The organism is Micromonospora sp. WMMD1219 (assembly GCF_049315215.1).
In the GTDB taxonomy this organism is placed as follows: domain Bacteria; phylum Actinomycetota; class Actinomycetes; order Mycobacteriales; family Micromonosporaceae; genus Micromonospora; species Micromonospora tulbaghiae.
Map to the genome: position 1 here is coordinate 1,204,841 of NZ_CP186057.1, position 26,176 is coordinate 1,231,016.

Here is a 26,176-nt window from a genome sequence, read left to right on the forward strand (position 1 = left end):
GCGGCGGCCACGCTCCCCTCGGGGGCGTGGCCGCCGTCGTGTTCCGGCCTCTGAGCGGGCGTACGTCAGCGACCGGTGTCGCCTTCGCCGGTGCGCTGCTGCGCGGCGTCGACACCCTTGTCGATCTGGTTGTCGTACTTGCCGCCGGTGCGCTTGTCGGCCGCGTCGCCCGCCTTCTCGATGCCCTGGTCGACCTGCTTGTCGTGCTTGTCCGCGAAGTCCTTGGCCTTGTCCATGAAGTCGCTCATGTCGGATCTCCCTTCGATACGTTGAATGCCTTCCCTAAGGCCGGGGGCACAAACACCGGGTGGGCGGTTGCGGCCCTGGTGTCGGATCGACCCGCGTCGGGTACCAACGGCCACGATCGAGGAGGGCGACGTGGACGACGACGCTGGAATACCCGGGCGGGCACCGGCCGCCGGAGGGCGGCAGACCTGGGCCGGACTGCCCTGGCCGGTACGGACGGCGGTCACCTGGAGCGCCTGCCTGCTGGTGGTGACGGCCGGGCTGTGGCTGCTGGGGCAGATCGCCGTCCTGCTCGCGCCGCTGGCGGTGGCGCTGGCCGGCACGCTCTTCCTCGCCGCGCTGCTCGACCCGGTGCTGGTGCGCCTGCGCCGGCTGCGGGTGCCGGCCGGGCTCGCCGCGCTGCTGAGCATCCTGCTGCTGCTCGGCATCCTGGGCGGCGCGGGCGTCCTGGTCTGGAACCTCACCGCGAGCCAGTTCGGCGAGCTGAGCCAGCAGCTCGACGAGGGGTTGCAGCGCACCCGCGACTTCGTCACGTCCAGCCTGCCGGTCACCGACCAGCAGCTCGACCGGCTCGTGGAGCAGATCCGGCAGGGCCTGAGCAGCGGTGCGCCCGACCCGGTCGCCGGGGCGCGCAAGGTCGCCGAGGTCGCGGGCGCGATGCTGCTCGCCCTGGTGCTGCTGTTCTTCCTGCTCAAGGACGGCCGCTCGATGTGGCACTGGGTGCTGCGCCGGCTGACCGGCCCGCGCCGGGAGCTGACCGCCGAGGCGGGACGGGCGGGCTGGCGGACGCTCGGCGCGTACAGCCGGGGCACGATGATCATCGCGGCCATCGACGCCATCGGCATCGGGCTGGCCCTGGTCGTCCTGCGTGTCCCGCTGGCCCTGCCGCTCGCCCTGATCACGTTCCTCGGCGGGTTCGTGCCGATCATCGGCGCCACGGTGGCCGGTGCGGTGGCGGTGCTCGTCGCGCTGGCCGCGAACGGTCCCACCACCGCCCTGCTGACCCTGGCCGCCGTGATCGCCGTCCAGCAGATCGAGGGCAACCTGCTGGAGCCGCTCGTCATGCGGCGCCAGGTGCAGCTGCACCCGGCGGTCATCCTCGTGGTGGTCACGGCCGGCACGCTGGTCGCCGGGGTAGCCGGCGCGTTCGTGTCGGTGCCGATCGCGGCGGTGCTGTGGCGGGTGCTGGACACCGTGCAGCGGCACCGCGCCGCCGAACGGAGCGGCACCGGCGTTCCCGCACCGACCGCCGACCCGGGCCGCGCCGCCGAGGCAGCGGGCTGACGACCGGCGCGGTCCGACTGCCGGCGCGGTCCGACTGCCGACGCGGTCCGACAGCGCGTGGCGCGGGCTGGCGGCCTCACGAGGTGAGGGCCGCCCGGCCGCCGCGGCCGTTCCATGCGGGCCGGCGCGAGTGCCGGTCAGGCGGGATGCGGCTGGCGCAGGTGCGTGGTGAACCACGTACCTGCCTGGTCGGCCACCTGCTCCAGCGTCCCGGGCTCCTCGAACAGGTGCGTGGCGCCGGGCACGACGCGCAGCTCCGCGACCTCGCCCAGCGCGTCCCGGGCCTGCTCGTTGAGCACGATCACCTGCTCGTCCAGGCCGCCGACGAGCAGGAGCGTCGGTGCGCGTACCGCAGTCAGTGAGCTGCCGGCAAGGTCGGGCCGGCCGCCGCGGGAGACCACAGCGCCCACTCGGTCCGGCCGGGCCGCGGCGGCGACGAGTGCGGCGGCGGCGCCGGTGCTGGCGCCGAACAGCCCGATCGGGAGCCGCCCCAGCTCCGGGTCGGCACCCATCCAGTCGACGATCCCGGCCAGGCGCTCGGCCAGCATCCCGATGTCGAAGCGCAGCTCGGCGGTGACCTCGTCCCGGGCCTCCTCGTCGGCCGTGAGCAGGTCGACGAGCATCGTTGCGAGCCCGCGTTCGTTGAGCGCGCGCCCGACGGCCGTGTTGCGCGGGCTGTGCCGCGAGCTGCCGCTCCCGTGCGCGAACAGCACCACCCCCCGCGCCCCGGCCGGCACCACCACGTCCCCCACGAGCCCGCCGTCCACCACAGTCACCGAGACCTCACGCATCTCCTTCACCCCCCGCTCTCCCCCACCGCATACCCCCCACCCCGACGATCATGAAGTTGACGGCCCAGAAAGCGCTCCCCCACCCCGCCAACTTCATGATCAATGCGACCGGGGAAGACCTCGGGGCAGATCTTGGTACGAAACGGCCCCTGGAGAGGCCATTTCGTACCAAGATCCACAAGGGCAGCGCCCCAACCCCGCACACCGCCCCGGACGGGGTTGATCATGAAGTTGGCGGCGGATTCCGAGATCGAAAACGCCGCCAACTTCATGATCGACGGGGACAGCCCCCGGGGGGAAAGCGCACGCGTGCGGGTTGCGTTGACGTCGGCGGCAAGGTTTAGCGTCGACCTGGCAGTGAGGGACGGGGGCGGCGGATGCGGATCGGGGAGCTGGCGCAGCGGGCCGGTACGAGCACCCGCACCCTGCGCTACTACGAGGCCCACGGGCTGGTCCGGCCGAACCGGTCCGCCAACGGATACCGGGTCTACGACGAGGCGGAACTGCGCGTCGTCCGCGAGATCCGGTCGCTGCTGGCGATCGGCTTCGGCCTGGACGACATCCGCCCGTTCGTCGCCTGCCTGCGCGCCGGAAACGACTCCGGTGACGTCTGCCCCGATTCGGTGGCGGTGCTGCGGCGCAAGCTCGCCGAGGTGGACGACTACCTCGACCGGCTCGGCGACGTCCGCCGCCGGCTGCACGACCAGCTCGCCCACGCGATCGCCCAACGGGAGGAAACATGCCTCAGGACACGGGGACCGGCCGGCTGAACCCGGTCACCGACGACACGTTCGCGGCCACGGTGCTGGCCGCCGACCGGCCGGTGGTGGTGGACTTCTGGGCCGAGTGGTGCCCGCCGTGCCGGGTGGTGTCGAAGCACCTCGCCGAGCTGGCCGAGGAGTTCGGCGACGCGCTGCGCTTCGTCACCCTCAACACCGACGAGAACCCGGCCACCGCACGCGCCCACCGGATCATGTCCGCGCCGACCATGCTGGTGTTCCGCGACGGCGAGGTGGTCGGCTCGATCGTCGGCTCCCGCCCGAAGGACCACCTGCGCCGCAGCTTCGCGCAGCACGTGGACGGCTGAGCCCTCGCCGGGACGGCTGAGCCCTCGCCGGGACGGTTGAGCCGCCGCCGGGCGGGAACGCGCGGGGTGACCACGGACCCCGACCGATCGCGAGGATCGTCATGGCGAAACAGGACAGGTCCAGGGAACAGGAACTCACCGACCAGGAACGCCGCAAGCAGGAGCTGAAGGACTCGCCGGACTGGGCCGACCGCGCCGCCACGGCGCGTACCGCCGACGATCCGCGGGCCACGGCGCCGCGTGACGCCGGCGGGCGTCCGTCCAACGGCCGCCAGTTCTGAGGTACGCGTACCGAGCGGTCCCGCCCTTCGTGGCGGGGCCGCTCAGTCCATGCGTTCCGGCAGGTGCATCAGCGGCGCGCGGCCCTGCGGCTGTTCCGGTTGCGGCCCGCTGGGGTGTGCCGGTGGCACCGCCACGGTGACCGGCTGCGCGGAGGTGACCCGCAGCGGCTCGCCGTGATGCCGCAGCTCCACGACGGTGTCCGGGCCGCCGTTGCGCAGCGAGTACGTCGTCTGGTGCGGCCGGACGTCGACCCGCAGGCGCATCCCTCGCCACTGGAGCGAGAACTCCAGGCGGCTGAGGCGGCTGGAGAGCCGGGGCGCGAAGGAGAGCGTCCCGTCGTGGTCCCGCAGCCCGCCGAACCCGGCGACGAGCGCGATCCAGGCACCGGCCAGGGACGCCATGTGCACGCCGTCGCGGGTGTTCTCGTTGAGGTCGTGCAGGTCCATCAGCGCGGCCTCGCGCAGGTAGCGGTGGGCCAGTTCGAGGTGGCCGACCTCGGCCGCCAGCACCGCCTGGGTGCAGGCGCTCAGCGACGAGTCGCGTACGGTGCGCCGCTCGTAGTAGACGAAGTTGCGCAGCTTCTCGGCGGCGCTGAACGCGTCGCCGCGCCAGTGCATGGCCAGCACCAGGTCGGCCTGCTTGACGACCTGCTTTCGGTAGAGGTCGAAGTACGGGTAGTGCAGCAGCAGCGGGTACTTCTCCGGCGGCGTGTGCTCGAAGTCCCACTCCTGGAAGCGGGTGAAGCCCTCCACCTGCTCGTGCACCTCGGTCTCCGCGTCGTACGGGACGTGCATGTCGTTCGCGGCGTCCCGCCAGGCGGCGGCCTCCTCCTCGGTGACGCCGAGGTCGAGCGCCTGGTCCCGGTAGCGCATCGCGCAGTCCGCTGCGGTACGCAGGTTCCGCTGGGCCATCAGGTTGGTGTAGACGTTGTCGTTCTTCACCGCCGTGTACTCGTCCGGGCCGGTCACGCCGTCGATGTGGAACCGTCCGGCGCGGTCGTGGTGGCCGAGCGAGCGCCACAGCCGGGCGGTCTCGACCAGCAGTTCCAGCCCGATCTCCCGTTCCAGCGCCTCGTCGCCGGTGACCAGCACGTAGCGGCGCAGCGCGTCGGCGACGTCGGCGGCGATGTGGAACGCGGCGGTGCCGGCCGGCCAGTACGCCGACGACTCCGGCCCCTCGATGGTGCGCCACGGGAAGGCAGCGCCTTCGAGGTTCAGCGTGCGGGCGCGTTCCTGCGCCTGGGCCAGCGTGTCGTACCGCCACTGCAACGCGTCCCGGACCGCTCCCGGCTGCGTGTACGTGAGCACCGGCAGCACGAACATCTCGGTGTCCCAGAACGCGTGGCCGTCGTACCCGGGGCCGGTGAGGCCCTTGGCCGAGATCGGCCGCCGTTCCGCGCGGGCGCCGGCCTGGAGGACGTGGAAGAGGCCGAAGCGGACGGCCTGCTGCACCTCGGGGTCGCCTTCGACGCGCACGTCGGCGGCGTCCCAGAACGCGTCCAGGTATTCGCGCTGGGCCCGGCGCAGGCCGTCCCAGCCGTCGAGCCGGGCCGCGGCGAGCGCCGCGCCGACCTGGTCGCGCAGCGCCGGGAGGGACCGGCGACTGGACCAGCCGTACGTCAGGTACTTGACCACTCGCAGCTTCTGGCCGGGCTGGAGCACGCAGCCGATGGTGGTGCGGACCCAGTCCTCGTACCCTTCGCTCTCGATCGTGGTGCGTTCGGGCCCGTCGACGTCGTGGCCCATCGCGGCGGCGACCCGCAGGCCGCTGACCTTGGTCCGGTGGATGAGCTGGCCGCCGTCGTCGGTGGTCAGTTCCTCCTCGGCCTGCAACGGCGACTCCAGGACGGCGGCCACCCGGGGGTCGCGGCTCTGCGGCGGCAGCGACTCGTTGGCGACCAGCTCGGACTGGAGGATCAGGCGCAGCGGCCCGTCGACCGGCTCCACCTCGTAGTGGATGGCGGCCACCGAGCGCTGGGTGAACGACACCAGCCGGGTGGTGCGGACCTTGACCTCGCGGCCGGCCGGCGAGCGCCAGTGCAGGTCCCGGTGGAGCGTGCCGGCGCGCATGTCGAGGACCCGCTCGTGGGCGAGCAGTTCGCCGTAGCGCACGTCGAGCGGCTCGTCGTCCACGAGCAGCCGGATCAGCTTGCCGTTGGTGACGTTGACGATGGTCTGCCCGGACTCGGGGAAACCGAAGCCCGCCTCCGCGTACGGCAGCGGGCGCAGCTCGTAGAAGGAGTTCAGGTAGGTGCCGGGCAGCCCGTGCGGCTCGCCCTCGTCGAGGTTGCCCCGCAGCCCGATGTGGCCGTTCGACAGCGCGAACACCGACTCGGACTGGGCCAGCACGTCCATGTCGAGCTGCATCTCCCGGACGTGCCAGGGCTCGACCGGGTACGCCCGTTCCCGGATCACGCGGCCGGCTCCGGGGCGAGAAGGTCGGCGAGGTCGGTGACCACCACGTCGGCGCCCTGCGCCAGCAGCTCGTCGGCCTGGCCGACCCGGTCGACGCCGATCACGTACCCGAATCCGCCGGCCCGCCCGGCGGCCACCCCGGCGAGGGCGTCCTCGAAGACGGCGGCCTGCGCCGGTTCGACGCCGAGCAGCCGGGCGCCTTCCAGGAACGTGTCGGGGTGCGGTTTGCCGCGCAGCCCGCTCGCGCGGGCGACCACGCCGTCCACCCGCGCCTCCAGCCAGCGGTCCAGCCCGGCGGCGTGCACCACGGCGGCGCAGTTGGCGCTGGCCGAGACGACCGCGCGGCGCAGCCCGGCCGTGGTGGCTGCCTCCAGGTAGCGCACCGAACCCTCGTACACCTCGACGCCGCGCTGCTCGATCTGCTGGAGCAGGACGACGTTCTTGCGGTTGCCGAGGCCGTTGACGGTGTCCGCCTCGGGCGGGTCGTCCGGCGATCCCTCGGGCAGCGTGATGCCGCGCGAGGCCAGGAATGTGCGCACCCCGTCGGCGCGCGGTCTGCCGTCCACGTACCGGTTGTAGTCCGGTCCGGGGTCGAACGGGTGGAACGGCTCGCCGGTTTCGGCCGACCGTCGCCGCAGGTACGCGTCGAACGTCTCCGCCCAGGCGGCGTTGTGCACCTTGGCGGTCTGCGTCAGCACACCGTCCAGATCGAAGAGACAAGCGCGCACGTGCGCGGGGAGGCCCAGCATCGCTTGAATCTAACCAGACCCCGCGCCGGGCAAACCCCGTTCCGGGCTCAGCGGTTCGGGCGGAGCGTCCAGATCACGGTGAGAGCCGAGGTGACGGTACCTTCCTCGGTGCCGATCTCCACCTCGACGGGGAACTCGGGCCGCGTCCCCGCGTCCAGCTCGGCCAGCACGTCGGCGGGCAGACGCCCGAGCCGGGCGGTCGCCAGCACCGGCCCCACCGCCACCTTGAGGTAGCGGATGGTCGCGGTCACGGCCAGGGGTACGGCCCGGTCGAGCACCTGCCCGAACGCGGCCAGCACAACCGCGCCGGAGGCGGTCTCCCCCAGCGTGAACATGGCCCCGGCGTGCGGGCCGCCCACGTGGTTGTGGTGCGCCGGGTCGTCGGGTAGCCGGACCACGGCCCGGACCCCGCCCTCGGCCTCGGGCGCCACCTCGACGAACTCGATTCCGAGCGTGCGGGCGAACGGCACGGCGTCGAGAAGACCGGCCGCCACCTGGCGAGAGTCGATGCTCATGCCCGAACGCTACTCGCCAGTAACTTCCCCGGCAAGGTATCGGGTCACGATGGCCCAATGTCACTAACTAAGTGACATCCGCGCCGACAGGCGCTAGGCTTGTCTCTTATTAAGAGACATTAGGACATGAGATGATCTACGCCACCCCAGAACTCAGCGATCACGACGAAACCGTGCTGGCGGAGGTGCATGACATGCGCCGCACCCTCGCCGATGTCCTGCGCAGTCCTCGCCGGTGGACCGGTGGCCTCCGACGCACGATGTTGGCCCGCGCGATTCTCGGCTCCAACAGCATTGAGGGCTACGTGGTCGCCGAGGACGACGCCGCCGCCGCGCTGGACGACGAGGAACCGCTGAGCGCCGACGACCGGACCTTCGCCGAGATCCGGGGCTATCGGCAGGCTCTGGGATACGTGCTGCAAACCGCCGGGGATCCGCACTTCCGCTTCGAGACGTCGGTGATCCGCAGCATGCACTACATGATGCTCTCGCACGATTTGGGCAAGAGCCCGGGGCAATATCGCAAGGGCCCGATCTATGTACACGATGAGCGGACCGATGAGCGGGTGTACGAGGGCGCGGACGCCGACCACGTACCTCAACTCATGGAGGAACTGACCGAAGATCTACGGTCGGACGTGACCGCCTCCCCGCTCGTCAAAGCAGCCATGGCGCATCTGAACCTGGTGATGATCCATCCGTTCCGCGATGGCAACGGGCGGATGGCACGCGCCCTTCAGACGCTGGTGCTTTCCCGGCGCGCAATCGTTGAGCCGGCCTTCTCCAGCATCGAGGAATGGCTGGGCAGCAACACGGAGGACTACTACCGAGTGCTGGCGGTTACCGGGCGTGGCCGCTGGAACCCCGAGGGTTCGGCGCACCTCTGGGTGTCGTTCAACCTGCGCGCCCATCACATGCAGGCGCAGACCGTGGCGCGCCGCTTCGGTGAGGCGTCTGGCATCTGGTCGGAGTTGGACGCGATCGTTGGCGAGAACAGGCTCCCTGAGCGGGTGACCGATCTGCTCTACGAGGCAGTCCTGGGCTATCGCATCCGCCGCTCCGGGTACGTCAAACTTGCCGATGTCGAGGATCGGACCGCATCTCGTGATCTGGCCAACCTTGTCGAGCACGGGCTGCTGGAAGCACGTGGCGAACGGCGGGGAAGGCACTACGTCGCCGGCCCCACGCTGGTGATGGTGCGGGAACGGGTCCATGCTCAGCGCAAGCCGATCAGCGACCCCTATCCGGCCATGCCGGTCGTTCTCGCGACCGAGGCTGCCAATACGACCGGCTCAGGTGAGCGGTTGTAACCACGGTCCGTTTCACGGCGCTGTCCGGCCCGGTGGATCAGTCCAGCGGCGTTTCGGAGGCTGCCGACTCCGGGTAGCGAGTGGCCCATGAACCGCGATCTCGCGCGCGGCCTGACGGTGGCGTGGGCGCTGCCGGAGTTCCGCGACGGGCTGCGTCACCTCGTCGACCTCGACGAGGTGACGGTGCTGCTGGCTGCGCTGTCCCTGCCGGACCGTGACCGCGAGGTCGAGCGGAGCGCGCTGGGCCTGCTGCGGTCCGGGCTCGACAGCACCGAGGTCCGGGAGGCGGTGTTGCTGCTGCTGGAGCGGGACACCGTACGCCGGCCGCTGGTCTCCGCGGCGGTGGAGCCGCTCGCCGACCGGCCCGGCCTGGTCACCGCCGTCACGTCCGCGGCCGAGGATCCCCGGGTACGCCACGAGGTACGGGCGATGCTGGACAGCGCCGGCGTACGCGAGCTGATCTGGCGGGCGGTCGACGACCAGGTGAGCGACAACCGGTTCGGGCTGATCCGCCGGGCGGCGGTGCTGTTCGTCAGGCACCCCGGCGCACGGCGCCTGGGGTGGGCGCTGCGCCGGCACGGCGTGCTCCGCGAGCTGCGCCACAAGGCGTGATCCGGGGGCCATCGCTGCCGTCACTCGTATCCCATCGCGGGGATGATCTCGCCCAGTTCCCGCTCGACGTACGCGCGGGTGCCGGCGTCGAACTGGTCGTCGCGGTGCGCCAGCTTGTCCGCCTGGAACGTCAACGCGGTGACGGCGTCCTCGACGCCGAGCCGCTCGAACAGGGCCCGCCGCTGCCCGGGCCAGTCCGCCGCCAGGTCTTCCGCCTTCACCTCGACGTATCGCCTGCCCGCCAGATCGGCCGCGTCCTTCCAGGCCAGCCATCGCTGGTAGACCGGCACGAGGTAGGCGAGCACCCCGTCGACAGTGGACGGCGCCCACGGCTGGGCCAGGTGGGAGGCGAACACCGCCACCGGGTGACGCTTGACGTGCACGATCGTCGCCTCGGGGACCAGCTCCCACAGGAAGTCCATGGCGAAGAGGTTGAACGGCGTCTTCTCGCACCAGGTCGGTTTGCCCGCGTCGGCCGCCGCCCCGCCGAACAGGGTCTCGACCAGGCCCCGCAGGACGGCGATCAGTTCGCCCCGGTCGTGGAAGTACCTCGGGACGACCCGCCGTCGGCTGGCCGGCCCGAACGGCCCGGCCGGGCGGTCGCCGTCGCCGAAGCCCTCCGCGGGCACGGGCTCCTCGAAGGCGTGCGCGATCAGCCGGGGCCAGAGCTGGTGTACGGCGTCCCGGTAACGCCGCTCGCCGACCAGCTCGGGCACTGTCTTGCCACGGTCGTCACGCCGGCCGGGCACGCGTACGGTGAGGAAGTCGCTCAGCCGGTGCAGGGCGTCCTCGCCGACGATGGGGTCGTACCGGTCGGTGAGCGCGTCGGCCAGGTCCCGCAGGCCACCGGGTTCGACGAGGAACTTGGTCTCCATCGGGATCCGGTGGATCAGCGGATGCTGGCCGATGATGTCGGCGATCCGCGACGTGCCCGAACGGCCCGTGCCCGCGACGAAGACCGGTGAGGGAGACGGCATGGACGGCAGTCAAACTCCCGGCCCGGCGCGGCGGCAATCCATTTATCCCCGCCGTGATCAGCTGACCGACCTCCTGGCCGACGCGATCGGGTCCGTCACCGTGGCGCACCCGATCCGGGTCGCCGTCGACGGGCCGCCCGCAGCCGGCAAGACCACGCTCGCCGACGAGCTGGCCGACGTCCTGCGCGCCCGCGGCCGGTACGTCATCCGGGCGACAGTCGACGACTTCCTCTTCCCCCGGGCGCGGCGCTATCGACGCGGCGAGTTCTCGGCCGAGGGCTGCTACGTCGACACCCACGACCACGGGGCGCTGAAGCGGGTGCTGCTCGATCCGCTCGGCCCGGGCGGCGATCGACGCTTCCGGCACACGGTCTACGACCACGCCACGGATACGGTGCTGTCCCCGCCGCTCACGACCGCCCCGGCGGACGCCGTGCTGATCGTCGACGGCGTCTTCCTCCTGCGCCCGGAGCTGGTCGACCGGTGGGAGCTTCGCGTCTTCGTCTCGACCGCGCTCGACCGGACCGTGGATCGTGCCGTGATCCGTGAGCGCGAGGTGTCGCCGCGCGCGGACGTCGAACGGCGCTGGCGCGAGCGCTACCTCCCCGCCCAGCGGCTCTACTTCGCCACGGCCCGCCCGGTCGAGCACGCCGACGTCGTCGTGCACAACGACGACCCCGCGCAGCCGATCTGGGAGACCCGGGCACGCTCGGGTGGCAGGCTGGCAACCATGGACCGGAATCGGGTGGCCGCCTGGATCGCGGCGTACGAGCAGGCGTGGCGCACACCGGGGACGGCGGCGCTCGGCACGATGTTCACGTCCGACGCGAGCTACCAGCAGGGGCCGTACCGGGACCCGGTCGTCGGCCTGCCCGCCATCACCCGCATGTGGGACAGCGAGCGCGACGGGCCCGACGAGACCTTCGAGATGACAGCGGAGGTGGTCGCCGTCGACGGCGACACCGCTGTGGCCCGGGTCCAGGTCCGGTACGGCGACCCCGTCGACCAGGAATGGCGCGATCTCTGGATCATGCGGTTCGCCGAGGACGGCCGGTGCCTGTCGTTCGAGGAGTGGCCGTTCGCGCCGGGAGAGCAGGCCGCCGGCGCCGGGTGAGGTCGGCACCGTTGCCTGGTCGTGTCGCCCGCGAGACCTTCGATCCCTACCCTCCGGGAGATGCGATCCAGTGCGGCCAGGGCTGCGGCGATTGTGGTCACCGTGTTGTCGGGGCTGCTCACCCTTGTCGGCTGTCTCAGTTGCCTGCCGTTCCTCGCGCCCACGGCACCGTGCCCGAACGACACGGTCGACTCCTTTCAACAGGCGAGGCTGGTCCTCTTCCTGCTGAGCGTGGTGATGCTGCTGACGGCGGGCCTGTCCGTCGCCCTCGCCTGGGGCAGCAGGTGGAGCCGTGTCCGGAGTCCCTGGCCGTGGCTCGCGGCATCCGTGTTCACGATGGTCGTGAGCGCGAGCCTCACGGTTCCGATCGACCGGATGAGCTCCTGCTGACGTTCGCCGCCTCGACGGCGCCGGCGGCGTATTCGGAGAACATCTCCCCGAGGACACGGTGGGCGTCCGCGGATTCTTCCGTGTCCTCGGGGTCGTCGAAAGAGCGGGAGTAGGTGGAAAGGGTCTTCCAGAGGGCCCAGCCGCGTCCGCGCGCCCACGTCGCGTCATCCACCGACAGCCGCTCGCGGAACGCCTCCCGGCCCTCGGCGGTCAGCAACGTCCAGGCGATCGCCAGGTCGCAGGCCGGGTCACCGACGCCGCATGTCCCGAAGTCGATGACGGCCGCCAGCCGGCCGTGAGCGAGCAGCAGGTTCCCCGGGGCGATGTCCCCGTGGAACCAGCGGTCCACCCCGTCCCCGCGGGAGTCGAGTGCCCGCCCCCAGATCTCGCGGACCAGCTCGCCGTCGACGTGGCCGCCCAGCGCCGCGAGCGCACGCTCGACCTTCTTGTCGTACGTGCGCAGAGTGCCGCCCCGGAACCAGTTGTGGATACCCGGCTGCGGCCCGCCGGTGGCGTCGACGCCGTGCAGGGCCACGAGAAAGTCGGCCAGGTCGAGGGCGAACCGCACCGGGTCGGCGATCCGGTCCACGGCCGCGGTCTCGCCGTCGAGCCAGCGGTAGATCGACCACGGATACGGGTAGCCCGCACCCGGCTCGCCCTTCGCCAGCGGCGCGGGGACGGGTAGCGGCAGCCGAGCGGCGAGGGCCGGGAGCCACAGGTGTTCCTTGTCGACAGCCAGGGCGTACTCGGCAGCGCTGGGCAGACGCACCAGCAGCTCGGGGCCGAGGTGGAAGGTCCAGTTGTCCCAGCCGCCGTTGGCGACCGGCTCGACCCGGAGGCCGGCCAGGTGCGGGAATTGGTCGGCGACCAGGCGACGCACCTGCTCCACGCCGACGGGTGTGCGCCGTGGCGGGGGACCGAGATCCGGTACGGCACTCACGCCCGTTTGGCGTACGCGACGAACGCCGCCCAGCTCGACGGCGTGAACGTCAGCGCCGACCCCTGCCGGTCCTTGCTGTCCCGCACCCCCACCACGCCGGGCAGGTTGTCCGCCACCTCGACACAGTTGCCGCCGTTACCGCTGCTGCGGGTGCTCTTGCGCCAGATCGCGCCGGTCAACTCCATCGCTTTGCCGCCTCCGAGATCGCCGCCAGAGTCGCCCCGTGCGGCATCGCCTCCGCGCGGACGGACTCCCAGGTCTGCCGCAGTGAGTTCACATCCACCGTCCGCTCCACGATTGTGCCGTGCAACTGGTTATCGAGGTAGCCCACGTCGTCGCCGTCGGCGGGGGTGGCGAGCACGAACGCGCCGTTGAGCCCGGGATAGGCACCGACCGTCTCCGGCACCACGTGCAGGTGGACCCGGGGCCGCCGGCCCATCTCGATCAGGTGCTCCAACTGCTCCCGCATCACCTTCGGCCCACCGACCGGGCGAGCCAGCACCGCGTGGTCGAGCACCACCACGAACTGCGGCGGCGTCGGGCCGTCCAGCACCGCCTGCCGGGCCAGCCGGGCGGCCACCTGCTGCTCGACAGCCTCGCCGACGAACTGCGCAGCCCCGTCGTAGAGGGCACGGGCGTACTCCTCGGTCTGCAACAAGCCGGGAACGACCAGCGGCTCGAAGCTACGCAGTGAGGCAGCCTCCTGCTCGATGCTCACCCACTCGCGGAACCACGGCATCAGCGCCTCCTGCATCAGCGCGTCCCGGATCCGCACCAGCAGGCCGCCGCCGTTCAGCACCTCGTCGCAGCGCTCGGTGAACTCGGCGCGCGGCGCACGGCGGCACTGCTCGACGGCCGCCACCAGGGAGGCCGAATAGCTCACCCGCTCGCCCAGCGCCTCCTGGGTCAGCCCGGCATCGGTACGTAACCGGCGCAGCTCACCGGCGAACAGTTCCCACAACGGCACACGGATCATCTGCACACCTCTGCACACGGCTGCACACGGAAAGACGGCCGGTAGGACGGCCAGGAAGGTGGGGGTGGAACGCCTTCCGACCCTAGCGGCGCGGTGACGAGACTGTCACGCAGTGGAGCCGAATTCGTCCGGTTCCCGCTACCGAGAGGAGTTGCGCCGTGCGACTGCGCTGGTTCCGCTGCCGGGGTGCGTCGGCACCGACACTGCCCCACCGGGTACGGGGCGACAACCTGCCGGAGTGGATGCGGCAGCCGACGCGTCCACTGCCGACGATGGGCCCCGGCCGGGTCGGCAACCTCACCCCGGCCCAGCAGTGGCGGGCGAACGGCGGTCGCTGGTCCGTACCGGAGCAGCGCGGGAACGGCGGCGGCCATCGGTCCGCCCCGGAGCAGCGCCCGGGAGACGGCCACCACGAGGAGCGCCGGTGATCAGCCACCAGCTCGGGCAGCCGCCGGACGGGCCCAGGCCGGATCGCCCCCGGCCGTACCCGTTGCACGCCACCCCGCACACGCCGCTGCGTCCGATGTGGTGTTGCCGGGCCTGCGGCCAGCCGTGGCCGTGCCCGATGGCCCGCCTGCTGCTGCGCAGCGAGTACGAGGACAACCGGATCGGGTTGTCCATCTACCTGTGCGGGCTGCTGTACGAGGCCACGCGCGACCTCTACCGGCTGAACCCGAACGACGCGCCGGCCCCGGCCGACATGTTCGCCCGCTTCGTCGGCTGGGGCCCGTACCGCCGTCACCGGCCCGTCCCACCGGGCGGCGACTGTTAATAAGGGGCCCTTCCTCTACCGGAGGCGTTAATAGGGTGCCCCTCCTTTCACCGCCAGCCGACGTCGATGCGGTCGCCTCGCTCGTCGAAGAAGTGCAGCGCGTCCATCCGTACCTGCACCGCGAGCGGGTGCCCGGGCGACACCTGCGGGTACGGCGCGAGCCGTACCGCCAGTTCCGCCGGACGACGGTGGTGGCGGCCCGGGTCGGGCAGCACGCTCGTGCGGTTGCCGCCCCCGCCGGCCTCCGGGGCCGCCGCCGGAGCCTCCGTCGCACGGCCGGTGAGCCGCTGCATCACCTGGTTGAACCGGCGCAGGCCGCGCTGGCCCGGTGCGGCCTGCTCGACCGGTGTGCCCATCTCGTCCACGACGATGGCGGTCGCGCCGATGTCGAGGAACGCGAGCGACTCGTGGCCGTGGTGCTCCAGGTAGCGGATGCGCCCGTGCAGCACGTCACCGGCGGTGTCCGGGGCGACCGGGGTGAGCGCCTCCGCGCGCATGCCGACCACGATCCGCTCGCCGTGGTAGTGCGCCACCGCCCGGCTGCGGATGTCGTCCCAGGGCAGGTAGAGCGACTGCTCGCCGAGGTTCAGCGCGACGTACCGGTCGAGGTGGACGTAGACCGACGCCTCCAGCAGGTTCATCCGCGGGCTGCCCAGGAACGCGGCGACGTAGAGCGTGGCCGGCCGCCCGTACACCTGGGTGGGGGTGCCCACGTCCTGGAGCACGCCCTTGCGCATGATGGCGACCCGGTCGGCCATGGTCAGCGCCTCGGCCTGGTCGTGGGTCACGTAGATGGTGGTGACGCCCAGCTCGCGGGTGAGTCCGGAGATCTCCGCCCGCAGCTCGGCGCGCAACCCGCTGTCCAGGTTGGAAAGTGGCTCGTCCATCAGGAACAGGCCGGGCCGGCGCACTATCGCCCGCCCCATCGCGACCCGCTGCCGCTGGCCGCCGGAGAGCTGGCTGGGCTTGCGCCCGAGCACGTCGCCGATGCCGAGCGCGCTCGCCACGTCCTGGATCCGCTCGCCGCGCGGGGCGGGCTCGACGCCGGAGAGCCGCAGCGGGAAGCCGATGTTGTCGCCGACCGTCATGTGCGGATAGAGCGCGAAGTCCTGGAAGACCATGGCGATCTTCCGGTCGCGCGGCGGCAGGTCGTTCGCCAGCTCACCGCCGAGCATGATGGCGCCGGAGGACGGATCCTCCAGCCCGGCCACCATGCGCAGAACTGTCGATTTCCCGCATCCCGACGGGCCGAGCAGCACCATGAACTCGCCGTCGTTGACGTCCAGATTGATGGTGTCGACCGCGACTGTTCCGTCCGGGAACACCTTGGTGACATCCTTGAGCGCGACGGTCGCCACCGTCACCTCCCCAGTTCCTCGCCCCAAACCCGGGAATGACTGTGACCAGGATCATCTGATTCGCACATCGGGTAAACGTGCCATGTTCGTCTCGTGACAGTCCTATTAAGCGGTATTCGCCGGGCTCCGCAGTTAAGTGACCTGCCGGTAACCACTTTTACGGCGTTTCGCCGAGGAACACGCGGCGCACCACGCGCTCGGCGGCGTGCCCGTCGTCGAGCGCGCAGAACCGCGACCGGAACGCCGTCCGGGCCCGCTCGGCCGCCTCGTCGTCGACCGCGCCGGAACGGAACACGTCGAGCAGCCCGGGGAAGTCCAGCGCGACCGCGCCGGGCGGCTCGGCCAGCAGGTCGAAGTAGACGCCACGGGCCACCCGGTAGGCGTCCCAGTCCGGCGCGTAGACCACTATCGGCCGGTCCAGCACCGCGTAGTCGAACATCGCCGAGGAATAGTCGGTGACCAGCACGTCCGCCGCCAGGTAGAGATCCTCCACCCGGTCGTACGCGCTCACGTCCAGCACGCCGTCCGCCGCCGGTCCCCGGGGGTTCCGCTCCCGGTCGTGGAAGTAGTGGCTGCGCATCAGCAGCCGGCCCCGCGGCCCGAGGACGTCGAGCATCCGGTCCGGGTCGAACGGCGGCCGCCACCCGGGCAGATGCTCCCGGTGCGTGGGCGCGTAGAGCACCACGTACTCGTCGGGTGCGATGCCCAGCGCGGCGCGGACCTGGCCGCGGTCCTCGGCGGTGGCCAGCGCCAGCCGGTCGTTGCGCGGGTAGCCGACCTCCAGCGTGGTGTACTCCGCCGGGTACGCCCGCTCCCACATCTGCGTCGAGAAGCTGTTCGAGGTGATGCTGTAGTCCCAGCGGTCGACGCGGCGCAGCAGGCCGGCGAAGTTCATCCCCACCGCGCCCACCGGGTAGCGCTGCTGGTCCAGCCCCATCACCTTCACCGGCGTGCCGTGGTGGGTCTGCACGTGCACCGAGCCGGGCCGCTTGCGGACGAAGTCCGGGAAGTTGACGTTGTTGACGAGCCAGCGGGCGCGGGCCAGGACGCGGTGGTACTCGCGGGTGCCGGCCACCACGTACTCGACACCCGGCGGCAACGCGGCCACCCGGTCCCGGCGGACGATCCACACGCCGCGCACCTGGGGCGCGAGCCGGCGGGCCGCCTCGTAGATCGCCGCCGGGTTGCACGAGTAGCCCCGGTACCAGTAGGCCGCGTACACGGCGAGCGTCGGGTCGACCGGCCGGTGCAGCTCGGCCCGGTAGTACTCGCCGAGCGCCAGGTCACGGGCCCGCCGGGCGGTACGCCGCACCACCGGCGTCACCCGCCGCCGGGCGCGCCGGGCGGTCCGCCGGGCCGTCTCCCCCGCCTGGTGCGCCTCGCGCAACGCGCTGAACGTCCGCCAGCGCCCGGCCGCCACCAGCCGGTGCTTGAGCCCTTCCGCGCCGGGCGGGACCGGATAACCCTCGGGCGGCAGGAACCGCACGTAGTCGGCGTGCATCTGGGCGAAGAACGGTGCCCGCAGCTCCGGCGCGATCCGGTCGCCGTTGCCGAGCACCGTGAGGTAGTGCCAGATCATCCGCTCGAAGACCGCCGGCCGCAGCCCGGTCACCCTCCAGCGGTCCATCAGCCCGAACACGCGGTGCCACTGCGCGAAGACCTCGAAGTGCCGGTCCCCCCGGGTCTTCGTGATCGCGCCGGTGCGGCGCTGCCGGTAGTTCAGGCAGATCCGGTCGAGTACGCCGATCCGCCCGGCCGCCATCAACGCCGGATAGCTGAACGAGACGTCCTCGTACCAGCCCGGCTCGAAGCGCAGCCCGCGTTCGAGCAGGAACTCCCGGCGCACCACCCGGTTCCACGCGGTGTGCAGCAGCTTCAGCGTCTCCGGCCGGTCCCGCAGCGGGAACGTGGTCGCGCCCGGCGGTTCGGGGAACACGTCGCGCATCGCGCTGCGGGTGCCGATGTTGTTCCAGTGCGCCCGGACGTGGTCCACGATCAGCACGTCCGGCGCGGTGTCGCGCAGCCGGTCCGCGACGTGCGGCAGGCAGCCGGGCACCAGCCAGTCGTCACCGTCGACGAACCACACGTACTCGCCGACGGCCCGGTCCAGCCCGATGTTGCGGGCCGGACCGAGCCCGACGTTCTCGGCGAGGCGCACCGGGCGGACCCGGGGGTCGCGCAGCGCGTACTCGGCCAGGATCTCGCCGCTGTCGTCCGGGGAGGCGTCGTCGACCCCGATCACCTCGATGTCGCCGAACGGCTGGTCGAGGATCGAGTCGAGACATTCCCGCAGGTAGCCCTGCACCTTGAAGGCCGGCACGACGAAGCTGATCAAGGTCACCCCGGCCCGCCCTCCGTCAGCCCGGCGAGCGCACACCCCCACGGGCGCGGGCCGGCAGGACCACCCAGGCGAGGACCACGCTCGCGACAAAAACCACGAGAAGGTACGCACCGAGTGTAGCCAGAGCGATACTCGCATATCCGGCGATCAGCCCGATTGCCAGCAACACAGAACGTGCCGCCCAGCCCAGCGTGGCGGCGTGCAGCGGCGGTGCCACCTGCCGCTTCTCCAGCCGGGCGGTCAGGTCGTAGTGCAGCAGCGTGAGCACCAGGACGTACCCGAAGATCAGCCAGGCCGGCGCCCGGCCCGCCACCCCGACCGCGATGGCGAACAGGTACTCGGCGGCCCGCAACGCGGCCGGCACCAGCCAGTCCAGCGACCCGTCGTGCGGCGCCCGCGAGCCCTGGGCGGCGCCCAGCAGCAGCACCAGCGCGAGCACCGGCACCCAGACCGGCAGGTCCCCGCCGCCGTGCACCGCGAGCAGCGCCCACACCAGCGTCCCCGCCGCGCCCAGCGCACCGAGCACCGCCAGCAGCAACGGCCGCCGCGCGGTCGGCAGCGTCCGGGCCAGCAGGCCGTCGTCGCGGTGCAGACCCGCGTCCACAGTGGTCAGCACCGGCACCCGCATCCACCGCGCCCGCAAGGTCCGCAACCCCCCGGTGTACGCGAACGCCAGCGTCCCCCAGACCAGCACCGCGACCAGCGCCACCAGCGGTCCGAACAGCGCAGCGGCGATCGCGATGAGCGCCCACCGCTCACCGATCGGGAACACCACCGTGCGCTTCAGCCAGTACGACACCGAACCGGTGTCCGCCTGCACCCGGGTCGAGGCGGCGTTCAGCTTCCCGCCGATGCCGCCTGCGTCGGCGCTGACCACCTTCGGCCGCCGGGCCGCCTCGTCGTGCAGCGCGCCGTACCAGGTGTCGGTCATGTGCCGCACGGTCTGCAACGTCATCGCGGCCAGGGCCAGCGCCCAGCCGTACCGGAACCCGGCGTGCGTGGCCCCGAAGCCGAGACCGGCGTAGACCACGTACTCCTTGAACCGGTCGGCCATCGTGTCCAGCCAGCCGCCCCAGGCGCTGAAGTGCCGGGTGTAGCGGGCGAGCTGCCCGTCCACGCAGTCCAGCACGAAACCCAGGTAGAGCAGGATCGCACCGGCCACCAGCGCGGGCCGTCCACCGGCGCCGAACAGCACCGCCGCGGCCACCGCGAACGCCACCGAGACCATGGTGACCCCGGTCGGGCCGATCCCGATCCGGGCCGCCGCCTTCGTGACGTACACCGACCACGTGCTGACGAAGAACGTGGTGAAGAAGTCGTCCCGCTCCTTCACCGACAGCTTCAGCTCGGCCCGGTCCTCGTCGACAGCGGCCACCGCGGCCTCGGCCGCCTCCCGCTGCGCCTCGTCGCCGACCCGGTGCGCCACGAGCAGACGTACCCGCTGGGCGAAGATCAGCGTGCCGCGGGCGGCGAGGCCGGCCACGAGCCGGTCCACCGCGTCGAGCCGCCCGCCCTCGGCGGCGCCGGGCGCGGCCGGCGCGGACGCCACATCGGTCAGGCGCGCGTCCGGCGCGGAGGCCGGATCCGGCGCGGCACCTGCGGCGCGGCGGGCGGACTCGGCGAGCGCCGGCAGGTCGGCCGCGCCCACCCGCAACGCGCCGCCGAACACGCCGCTCGCGTCGGCGGCGTCGACCTCGACCACCTGGCCGCGTTCCTCGCGCACGGTGGCCTGCCCGGCAGCGGGCGGATCGGTGAGCACCAGCGCCACCGTCGGCCCGACCGGGCTGGTCGCGAGATGCTTGAGTACGGCCGTGTGCGCCACCAGATCCGCGCCGCTGACCAGCACCGGGCCGGTCGCGTCGGCGACCAGGTCGGCCAGCTCGGTCAGGTCCGCGGCGACGCGCACGTCGTCCGCCCCGGCCCGGTGCCACTGCGCGGCCAGGCGTTCGGTGAGCCGGCCCGCCGCCGGTTCGGCGGCGAGCACGATCGCGAGCGTCACCGCTTCGCCGCGTCGGCGTAGGCGGCCAGCGCCTCGTCGATCGTCCCGTCGACGATCAGCCGTCCGGCGTCGAGGTAGAGCCCCCGACGGCAGAACCGGGTGAGGTCCTTGTCGTTGTGTGACACCAGCACCAGCGTGCGCCCTTCCGCGAGAAGTCGCTCGATGGTCGCATAGCACTTCGCGCGGAACTCCGCGTCCCCGACCGCTGTCACCTCGTCCACAAGCAGCACCGGATGCGGCAGGTGCGCGATCACCGCGAAGCCCAGCCGCACCTTCATCCCCGACGAGTAGTGGCGCACCGACGTGTCGATCGCGCGTTCCACCTGCTCACCGGCGAACGAGACGATCTCGTCGAAGTGCTCCCGCAGGTACGCCGACGACAGGCCGTGCAGGCCGCCCACCAGGTACAGGTTCTCCCGGCCGGTCAGGTCGCCGGAGAACCCGGCGGACAGTTCGAGCAGCGGCGCCACCCGGCCGTGCACCCGGATCGAGCCCTCGTCCGGGATGAGCACACCGGCGATCAGCCGCAGCAGCGTGCTCTTTCCGGTGCCGTTGCGCCCCACCACGCCCACCGTCTCGCCCGGCTCGATCCGGAACGACAGGTCGCGCAACGGCCAGAACCGGCCCGCGTCCGGATCGCGGGCGCCCCGGTGCACGATCAGCTCCCGCAGCCGCAGTTGGCGGCGCCGGTTGCGGACGAACCGGATGCCGAGCCCGTCCGCCTCGATGATCGGCGCCATTCAGAGTTCCTTCAGCACTGCCGGTTCGAGGCGGTGGAACGCCCACCAGCCGAGCGCCAGCACCAGCACGCTGCCGGACACCGTGATCGTGAGCAGCCGGGCGTCGGGGAACTCGTCCGGATACCAGACCGCGTGGTGGAGCTGGAAGATCCCGACCAGCGGGTTCAGCTCGTACCCGATCTTGAGCCAGCCCGGCATGCCCGACTCCCGCACCAGGTCGAGCGGGTAGATGATCGGCGTCGCGTAGAACAGCAGCCGGATGACCAGCCGCATCGTGCGTTCGATGTCGCGCATCAGCACGTTGCCCGCCGACAGCAGCAGCGCCAGGCCCACCAGCAGTACGAACTGCACCGCCACCGCCAGCGGCAGCGCGAGCAGGCTCCAGCCGGGGCGGATCTTCCCCTGGCTCGCGTAGATCGCCGCGACGGCGGCCAGGATCGGCAACCCGGCCAGGTACTCGGCGAACCGTCCGGCGACCCGCCCGATCGGGAAGATCGGCCGGGGCAGGTTCATCGTGGTGATCAGCCGGGACTGCCCGGTGAGCGCGTTAGCGGCCTCGGTCAGCGCCGAACTCGCCCACATCCAGGCGAAGATCCCGGTGATCAGGAACAGCGGGTACGACCCGGCCGCCTCGCCGAGGTGCCGCCGGGTCGCGCCGGAGTAGAGCACGCCGAAGACGAACCAGTAGATCAGGCCCATGCCGAGCGGCTCGATCAGCGACCAGAAGTAGCCCAGCACCGACTGCTGGTACTTCACCGCGAGATCCCGGCGGACCAGGATGCGCAGCGAGGTGCGGGCGGACCAGAGCGCCGCGACGCCTGACGTCACCGCATCATGGTCGCTTTGTCAGTCGCGCTCCCGGGCCGGGTGCGGGCCGGGGTCACCCCAACGAGGTCAGCACTCGATCACGTTGACGGCGAGCCCGCCCCGCGCGGTCTCCTTGTACTTGACCTTCATGTCCGCGCCGGTCTCCCGCATGGTCTTGATGACCTTGTCCAGCGACACGTGGTGCACCCCGTCGCCGCGCAACGCCAGCCGGGCCGCGGTGATCGCCTTGATGCTCGCCACCGCGTTGCGCTCGATGCACGGAATCTGCACCAGGCCACCCACCGGATCGCAGGTCAGCCCCAGGTTGTGCTCCATGCCGATCTCGGCGGCGTTCTCCACCTGCTCCGGCGTACCGCCAAGCGCCTCGGCCAGCCCGGCCGCCGCCATCGAACACGCCGAACCCACCTCGCCCTGACAGCCGACCTCGGCCCCGGAGATCGACGCGTTCTCCTTGAACAGCACGCCGATCGCGCCCGCCGCGAGCAGGAACCGGACCACGCCCTCCTCGGACGCGCCGGGCACGAACCGGGTGTAGTAGTGCAGCACGGCCGGGATGATCCCGGCGGCGCCGTTCGTCGGCGCGGTGACCACCCGCCCGCCGGCCGCGTTCTCCTCGTTGACCGCCAGCGCGAACAGCGTCACCCAGTCCATCGCGCGCAGCGGATCCTGGCTGCCGGTCTCCGCCTCCAGGCTGCGCCGCATCTCGGCCGCGCGCCGCCGGACCTTCAACCCACCCGGCAGTACGCCGTCACGGGTGCAGCCGTTCTCCACGCACTCGCGCATCACCCGCCAGATCTCCAGCAGCCCCGCCCGTACGTCCGCCTCGCTGCGCCAGGACAGCTCGTTGGCGAGCATCACCTCGCTGATCGACAGCCCGGTGCCGGTGGTGACGGTGAGCAGTTCCGCGCCGGTGAGGAAGGGGTGCTTCACCCGGGTGGTGTCCGCCTTGATCCGGTCCGCCCCGGCCGCCGCCTCGTCCACCACGAACCCGCCGCCGACCGAGTAGTACGTGCGCGACCGCACCTCGTTCCCGGCCGCGTCGTACGCCGCGAACGTCATCCCGTTCGGGTGGTACGGCAGCGAGCGCCGGCGATGCAGCACCAGATCCGCGTCCGGGTCGAAGTCGATCCCCTGGCTGCCGAACAGGTCGAGCCGCCGCTGCGTGCGGATCCGCTCCACACGCGGCCCGACCGAGTCGGTGTCGACGGTCTCCGGAGCCTCGCCCTCCAGCCCCAGCAGCACCGCCCGGTCGCTGCCGTGCCCGTGACCGGTCGCGCCGAGCGAGCCGAACAGCTCCGCCCGTACCCGCGCCACGTCCGCGAGCTGCCCGTCGGCCTTCAGGCCCGCCACGAACGTACGCGCGGCCCGCATCGGCCCGACGGTGTGCGAGCTGGACGGCCCGATACCGACGCTGAAAAGATCGAAAACACTGATCATTGGCTGCTTTCCTCGCCGTCGTCCCCGTTGTGCGGTTCCGAGCCGGTGCGTGGGTGCCGCGCCCGCCGGGCGGGTGGACGGCCGGCGCCCGGGGTGGGGGCGCCCGACCGGCGAGCCTACCTCGCCCCGGTGAATACCCGCCCCCACTCCGCCCCATACCCGACCCGCCGCACACGTGCGCCCTCAGCACGAGCCGCTCCCCCTCCACCGCCCCTGTCGATCCAGCTCCCGGCGCGGCCAGCCCTTCACGATCACCCCCACTCCGCGCCGATCTTGGAGTTGTGGCACCTCGAATGTGCGGTTTGTGGCGTTCGCGAACTGCCACAACTCCAAGATCGACGCATCCATCCCTGCCGCTGGCGGCTCCCGGGGAACGCCCCGCCACCCCACCAATCCCGCGATCTTGCAGTTGTGGTCCCCAGAAAAGGTGTGAATGGGGCAGAACATGGGCGGCAACTGCAAGATCGCGCAAGCGGAGCAGGAAGCGGGGAGCGGGGCGGGGAGCGGGCGAAGGAGTGGGGCGAAGGAGTGGGGGTGCGTCGGTGGGGAGGGTCCGGGGTATGCACCTACGGGTGCCCGGGTCGCCGATCCTCCTCGGGGCTGAGGGCGCGGCGCGTACCCCTTTCTACCGTGGAATCAGCGCGGCGGATCGCCGCAGAAGTGGGAGACGACGATGAGTCGCAAACTGGTCCGGCCCCGCCAGGGGCGCATGATCGCCGGTGTCTGCGCCGGCCTGGGACAGCGGTTCGGCATGTCGGCCGGGATGGTCCGGCTGCTGTTCCTGCTGTCGCTGCTGCTGCCCGGCACGCAGGTGATCATCTACCTGATCCTGTGGATCCTGATGCCGAACGAGGACCGCTACCTCGCCACCCGCTGACGCGACACGAGCCGGACACCGGCACACACGCGACGCGCCCGCACCGGAGCACCGGGGCGGGCGCGCGGCGTACCGAGCGAGGTCAGGGCGCGGTGTAGGTGACGGTCACCTTCTCGTACCCGAGGGAACGCAGCAGCCCTTCGAGCATCTTGCGGGTGTTCTCCTGGGCCCGGGCGGTGAGCCCGCTGTCCCGGGCGGCGGCGGTGATCCGGTCCTCGGCGAGCTTGTAGATCTGCTGCTGCCGGTTGGGATCGCCGGCCACCAGGTCGTTGAGCCGGTTGATCAGGCCGCGCTGCTCGGCGAACACGTAGCTCTTGTCCATGTCCAGGTCGGTCTCGCCGAGCTGCGGCGCGGGCAGCTTGATCTCGGCGGACTTGCCGTCCTCGGAGACCACGACGGCACCGTCGGCGATCTTCGCGAAGTCGACGTACGCCTCGACCCGGCCCGCCCCGACGAACAGCGTGCGCTCGTTGAGCAGGAAGTCGGGCACGTTGCGCCTGTCGTTCTGCACGTCGACCACCACCTGGAAGTTGCCCTCGGCGGCGACGTAGCGGCTCAGGTCACGGATCGACTTGAGCAGCGGCGGCTGGCTGCGGTCGGTCTGCTCCTTGGCGAACGGGTTGCGGAAGTCGGGCAGCAGACCGGTGGCCTGCACGCCGAGCAGTACCACCACCGCCAGCGCCGCCGCGCCGAGCACCCAGAGCAGGCCGCGCACCGGGCCGCCGCCCGACGCCGGGGCACCCGGGGCGTACTCGCGGTCGTGGTCGGGCGAACCCTCCGCCCGGTCGCGAAGGGACTCGCTGGTGGGGTAGTCCGGGAACTCCCGGGTGGGCTCGTTGATGTCACCGTCGCGGGCCATCGCCCTCACCGTCCTCGTCCGACAGAGTCCTCGTCCGACACATCGACTGACAATGACGGTACGGCCACCGTGCGACAGTCGCTCGCCGAGCGACCCGATCGGGTGAAACCGCAGGTCAGGCGAACGCGGACACGCCCGTGAGCCGCTGGCCGATGACGAGCTGGTGGATCTCGGAGGTGCCCTCGTAGGTGAGCACGCTCTCCAGGTTGTTGGCGTGCCGCATCACCGGGTACTCCCCCGAGACGCCGTTGGCGCCGAGGATCGTGCGGCACTGCCGGGCGATGGCGAGCGCCTCGCGGACGTTGTTCAGCTTGCCCACGCTCACCTGGTGGGGCCGCAGCGAGCCGGCGTCGGCGAGGCGGCCCAGGTGCAGCGCGAGCAGCATCCCCTTGTCCCACTCCACCGCCATGTCGGCGAGCTTGGCCTGGGTGAGCTGGAAACCGGCGAGCGGGCGGCCGAACTGGGTGCGGGTGGTCGCGTACTCCAGGGCCGTCTCCAGGCAGTCGCGGGCCGCGCCGAGCGCGCCCCAGACGATGCCGTGCCGGGCCTCGGTCAGGCACCCCAGCGGCGCCTTCAGCCCGATCGCCTCGGGCAGTCGCGCATCAGCCGGCAGCCGGACGTCGTCGAGCGCGATCTCGCCGGTCAGGGACGCGCGCAGCGACATCTTGTGCCGGATCTCGCGCGCCGTCACCCCCGGCGTGTCCATGGGTACGGCGAAGCCGCGCACCCCTTCGTCGGTACGCGCCCAGATCACGCCCACATCGGCGATCGGCGCGTTGGTGATCCACAGTTTGCTGCCGTTGAGGATCCAGTCGTCGCCGTCGCGGCGGGCCCGGGTGGCCATCGACCCGGGATCGGAGCCGTGGTCGGGTTCGGTGAGCCCGAAACAGCCGATCGCCTCGCCGGCCGCCATCGCGGGCAGCCAGCGCTGCTTCTGCTCCTCGCTGCCGAAGCGCCAGATGGCGTACATGGCCAGCGAGCCCTGCACCGACACCAGCGACCGGACGCCGGAGTCGCCGGCCTCCAGTTCCAGGCAGGCCAGCCCGTACGCGACGGCCGAGGAGCCGGCGCAGCCGTACCCGGTCAGGTGCATGCCGAGCAGGCCGAGCTTGCCGAACTCGCGGGCCAGTTCACGGGCCGGCACCTGGCCGTCCTCGTACCATCCGGCGACGTGCGGGCGTACCCGGTCGGTCACGAGCCGGCGCACGACGGCGCGGATCTGCCGCTCCTCCTCGCTGAGCGACGCGTCGATGTCGAGCAGGTCGAGAGGAGTCATGG

The 26,176-nt window shown here is 71.8% G+C and carries 28 protein-coding genes and 1 pseudogene; 12 read left to right on the forward strand and 17 right to left on the reverse strand.

Going from position 1 to position 26,176, the window contains the following annotated elements; translation table 11 throughout:
* Window positions 1-65: 65 nt before the first annotated feature.
* On the reverse strand, window positions 66-248 hold the full coding sequence (locus ACN27C_RS05710; protein ID WP_073825939.1) for an antitoxin: 183 nt from the start codon (window positions 246-248) through the stop codon (window positions 66-68).
* 130 nt (window positions 249-378) lie between these two features.
* Between ACN27C_RS05710 and ACN27C_RS05715 the strand changes: the two genes are divergently transcribed.
* The gene (locus ACN27C_RS05715) at window positions 379-1,530 is read left to right on the forward strand and encodes an AI-2E family transporter (protein WP_357899547.1); all 1,152 of its coding nucleotides are present in this window, start codon (window positions 379-381) and stop codon (window positions 1,528-1,530) included.
* Between the two features lie 137 nt (window positions 1,531-1,667).
* Here the strand turns inward: ACN27C_RS05715 and ACN27C_RS05720 are convergent, their stop codons facing one another.
* Window positions 1,668-2,321 (reverse strand): dienelactone hydrolase family protein, encoded by a 654-nt coding sequence (locus ACN27C_RS05720; protein WP_422750655.1) that lies wholly within the window; start codon window positions 2,319-2,321, stop codon window positions 1,668-1,670.
* A 377-nt stretch (window positions 2,322-2,698) separates the two neighbouring features.
* Here ACN27C_RS05720 and ACN27C_RS05725 point away from each other — a divergent pair, with 377 nt between their 5' ends.
* From ACN27C_RS05725 to ACN27C_RS05735, 3 genes are all read left to right on the forward strand, one after another.
* Window positions 2,699-3,091, forward strand: a complete 393-nt coding sequence (locus tag ACN27C_RS05725) for a MerR family transcriptional regulator (RefSeq protein WP_013283752.1) — start codon at window positions 2,699-2,701, stop codon at window positions 3,089-3,091.
* On the forward strand, window positions 3,061-3,408 hold the full coding sequence (trxA, locus tag ACN27C_RS05730) for a thioredoxin (RefSeq protein WP_228531255.1): 348 nt from the start codon (window positions 3,061-3,063) through the stop codon (window positions 3,406-3,408). Before ACN27C_RS05725 ends, trxA begins: the two co-directional genes overlap by 31 nt.
* A 101-nt stretch (window positions 3,409-3,509) precedes the next feature.
* Window positions 3,510-3,689 carry a hypothetical protein gene (locus tag ACN27C_RS05735; protein WP_120571974.1) on the forward strand — a complete coding sequence of 60 codons (180 nt, stop codon included), beginning with the start codon at window positions 3,510-3,512 and terminating at the stop codon, window positions 3,687-3,689.
* A gap of 42 nt (window positions 3,690-3,731) precedes the next feature.
* On the opposite strand, the gene ACN27C_RS05740 is transcribed toward ACN27C_RS05735, so the two are convergent.
* The 3 genes from ACN27C_RS05740 to ACN27C_RS05750 are packed head-to-tail and all read right to left on the reverse strand — an operon-like array spanning window position 3,732 to window position 7,368.
* Window positions 3,732-6,104, reverse strand: coding sequence for a glycoside hydrolase family 65 protein (locus ACN27C_RS05740; RefSeq protein ID WP_422750656.1), 2,373 nt, complete (start codon window positions 6,102-6,104; stop codon window positions 3,732-3,734).
* Window positions 6,101-6,853, reverse strand: a complete 753-nt coding sequence (locus ACN27C_RS05745; RefSeq protein WP_357899538.1) for an HAD family hydrolase — start codon at window positions 6,851-6,853, stop codon at window positions 6,101-6,103. Before ACN27C_RS05745 ends, ACN27C_RS05740 begins: the two co-directional genes overlap by 4 nt.
* Window positions 6,854-6,900: 47 nt before the next feature.
* Window positions 6,901-7,368: a DUF4442 domain-containing protein gene (locus tag ACN27C_RS05750; RefSeq protein ID WP_422750657.1), complete on the reverse strand. Its 468-nt coding sequence runs from the start codon at window positions 7,366-7,368 to the stop codon at window positions 6,901-6,903.
* A 131-nt stretch (window positions 7,369-7,499) separates the two neighbouring features.
* On the opposite strand from ACN27C_RS05750, the gene ACN27C_RS05755 reads away from it, so the two are divergent.
* Together ACN27C_RS05755 and ACN27C_RS05760 are read left to right on the forward strand one after the other, a co-directional pair.
* Complete coding sequence (locus ACN27C_RS05755) at window positions 7,500-8,678, forward strand: Fic family protein (RefSeq protein ID WP_350816707.1); 1,179 nt, start codon at window positions 7,500-7,502, stop codon at window positions 8,676-8,678.
* 87 nt (window positions 8,679-8,765) lie between these two features.
* Window positions 8,766-9,290 carry a hypothetical protein gene (locus ACN27C_RS05760; protein ID WP_421499490.1) on the forward strand — a complete coding sequence of 175 codons (525 nt, stop codon included), beginning with the start codon at window positions 8,766-8,768 and terminating at the stop codon, window positions 9,288-9,290.
* 20 nt (window positions 9,291-9,310) lie between these two features.
* Here the strand turns inward: ACN27C_RS05760 and ACN27C_RS05765 are convergent, their stop codons facing one another.
* Entirely contained in the window at window positions 9,311-10,267 is a 957-nt protein-coding gene (locus tag ACN27C_RS05765; protein WP_422750658.1) for a sulfotransferase family protein, read from the reverse strand.
* On the opposite strand from ACN27C_RS05765, the pseudogene ACN27C_RS05770 reads away from it, so the two are divergent.
* The 3 genes and pseudogenes from ACN27C_RS05770 to ACN27C_RS05780 all read left to right on the forward strand — a co-directional run.
* Window positions 10,266-10,976 (forward strand): annotated as a pseudogene (locus tag ACN27C_RS05770) (hypothetical protein); the annotation flags it as partial. The gene ACN27C_RS05765 and the pseudogene ACN27C_RS05770 sit on opposite strands and share 2 nt — an antisense overlap.
* A gap of 21 nt (window positions 10,977-10,997) precedes the next feature.
* A complete protein-coding gene (locus ACN27C_RS05775) occupies window positions 10,998-11,381 on the forward strand; it encodes a YybH family protein (protein ID WP_422751578.1) in 384 nt (127 codons plus the stop codon).
* 60 nt (window positions 11,382-11,441) lie between these two features.
* The gene (locus tag ACN27C_RS05780) at window positions 11,442-11,771 is read left to right on the forward strand and encodes a hypothetical protein (RefSeq protein ID WP_422750659.1); all 330 of its coding nucleotides are present in this window, start codon (window positions 11,442-11,444) and stop codon (window positions 11,769-11,771) included.
* On the opposite strand, the gene ACN27C_RS05785 is transcribed toward ACN27C_RS05780, so the two are convergent.
* The 3 genes from ACN27C_RS05785 to ACN27C_RS05795 are packed head-to-tail and all read right to left on the reverse strand — an operon-like array spanning window position 11,737 to window position 13,687.
* Window positions 11,737-12,660, reverse strand: coding sequence for an aminoglycoside phosphotransferase family protein (locus ACN27C_RS05785; protein WP_422750660.1), 924 nt, complete (start codon window positions 12,658-12,660; stop codon window positions 11,737-11,739). The genes ACN27C_RS05780 and ACN27C_RS05785 overlap by 35 nt on opposite strands.
* A gap of 47 nt (window positions 12,661-12,707) precedes the next feature.
* Window positions 12,708-12,896, reverse strand: coding sequence for a DUF397 domain-containing protein (locus ACN27C_RS05790; RefSeq protein WP_422750661.1), 189 nt, complete (start codon window positions 12,894-12,896; stop codon window positions 12,708-12,710).
* On the reverse strand, window positions 12,887-13,687 hold the full coding sequence (locus tag ACN27C_RS05795) for a helix-turn-helix domain-containing protein (protein ID WP_422750662.1): 801 nt from the start codon (window positions 13,685-13,687) through the stop codon (window positions 12,887-12,889). The genes ACN27C_RS05790 and ACN27C_RS05795 overlap by 10 nt, the downstream gene beginning before the upstream one ends.
* A gap of 158 nt (window positions 13,688-13,845) precedes the next feature.
* On the opposite strand from ACN27C_RS05795, the gene ACN27C_RS05800 reads away from it, so the two are divergent.
* Together ACN27C_RS05800 and ACN27C_RS05805 are read left to right on the forward strand one after the other, a co-directional pair.
* The gene (locus ACN27C_RS05800) at window positions 13,846-14,115 is read left to right on the forward strand and encodes a hypothetical protein (RefSeq protein WP_013473758.1); all 270 of its coding nucleotides are present in this window, start codon (window positions 13,846-13,848) and stop codon (window positions 14,113-14,115) included.
* Entirely contained in the window at window positions 14,112-14,459 is a 348-nt protein-coding gene (locus tag ACN27C_RS05805; RefSeq protein ID WP_013283736.1) for a hypothetical protein, read from the forward strand. Before ACN27C_RS05800 ends, ACN27C_RS05805 begins: the two co-directional genes overlap by 4 nt.
* Before the next feature lie 47 nt (window positions 14,460-14,506).
* On the opposite strand, the gene ACN27C_RS05810 is transcribed toward ACN27C_RS05805, so the two are convergent.
* The 6 genes from ACN27C_RS05810 to ACN27C_RS05835 all read right to left on the reverse strand — a co-directional run bounded on the left by ACN27C_RS05810 (window position 14,507) and on the right by ACN27C_RS05835 (window position 23,162).
* Complete coding sequence (locus tag ACN27C_RS05810; protein ID WP_120574019.1) at window positions 14,507-15,817, reverse strand: ABC transporter ATP-binding protein; 1,311 nt, start codon at window positions 15,815-15,817, stop codon at window positions 14,507-14,509.
* A gap of 157 nt (window positions 15,818-15,974) precedes the next feature.
* Window positions 15,975-18,158, reverse strand: a complete 2,184-nt coding sequence (locus ACN27C_RS05815) for a bifunctional glycosyltransferase/CDP-glycerol:glycerophosphate glycerophosphotransferase (protein WP_422750663.1) — start codon at window positions 18,156-18,158, stop codon at window positions 15,975-15,977.
* Between the two features lie 16 nt (window positions 18,159-18,174).
* Entirely contained in the window at window positions 18,175-20,157 is a 1,983-nt protein-coding gene (locus ACN27C_RS05820; RefSeq protein ID WP_422750664.1) for a DUF5941 domain-containing protein, read from the reverse strand.
* Window positions 20,154-20,897 carry an ABC transporter ATP-binding protein gene (locus ACN27C_RS05825; RefSeq protein ID WP_030503547.1) on the reverse strand — a complete coding sequence of 248 codons (744 nt, stop codon included), beginning with the start codon at window positions 20,895-20,897 and terminating at the stop codon, window positions 20,154-20,156. The genes ACN27C_RS05820 and ACN27C_RS05825 overlap by 4 nt, the downstream gene beginning before the upstream one ends.
* The gene (locus ACN27C_RS05830; RefSeq protein WP_030272908.1) at window positions 20,898-21,725 is read right to left on the reverse strand and encodes an ABC transporter permease; all 828 of its coding nucleotides are present in this window, start codon (window positions 21,723-21,725) and stop codon (window positions 20,898-20,900) included.
* A gap of 66 nt (window positions 21,726-21,791) precedes the next feature.
* On the reverse strand, window positions 21,792-23,162 hold the full coding sequence (locus ACN27C_RS05835; protein ID WP_422750665.1) for an L-serine ammonia-lyase: 1,371 nt from the start codon (window positions 23,160-23,162) through the stop codon (window positions 21,792-21,794).
* A gap of 673 nt (window positions 23,163-23,835) precedes the next feature.
* On the opposite strand from ACN27C_RS05835, the gene ACN27C_RS05840 reads away from it, so the two are divergent.
* A complete protein-coding gene (locus ACN27C_RS05840; protein WP_013473752.1) occupies window positions 23,836-24,039 on the forward strand; it encodes a PspC domain-containing protein in 204 nt (67 codons plus the stop codon).
* An 82-nt stretch (window positions 24,040-24,121) separates the two neighbouring features.
* Here ACN27C_RS05840 and ACN27C_RS05845 read toward each other — a convergent pair whose 3' ends face one another.
* Window positions 24,122-24,898, reverse strand: coding sequence for a DUF4230 domain-containing protein (locus ACN27C_RS05845; protein WP_120571985.1), 777 nt, complete (start codon window positions 24,896-24,898; stop codon window positions 24,122-24,124).
* Window positions 24,899-25,013: 115 nt separating this feature from the next.
* Complete coding sequence (locus ACN27C_RS05850) at window positions 25,014-26,174, reverse strand: acyl-CoA dehydrogenase family protein (protein ID WP_422750666.1); 1,161 nt, start codon at window positions 26,172-26,174, stop codon at window positions 25,014-25,016.
* Window positions 26,175-26,176 lie beyond the last annotated feature (2 nt).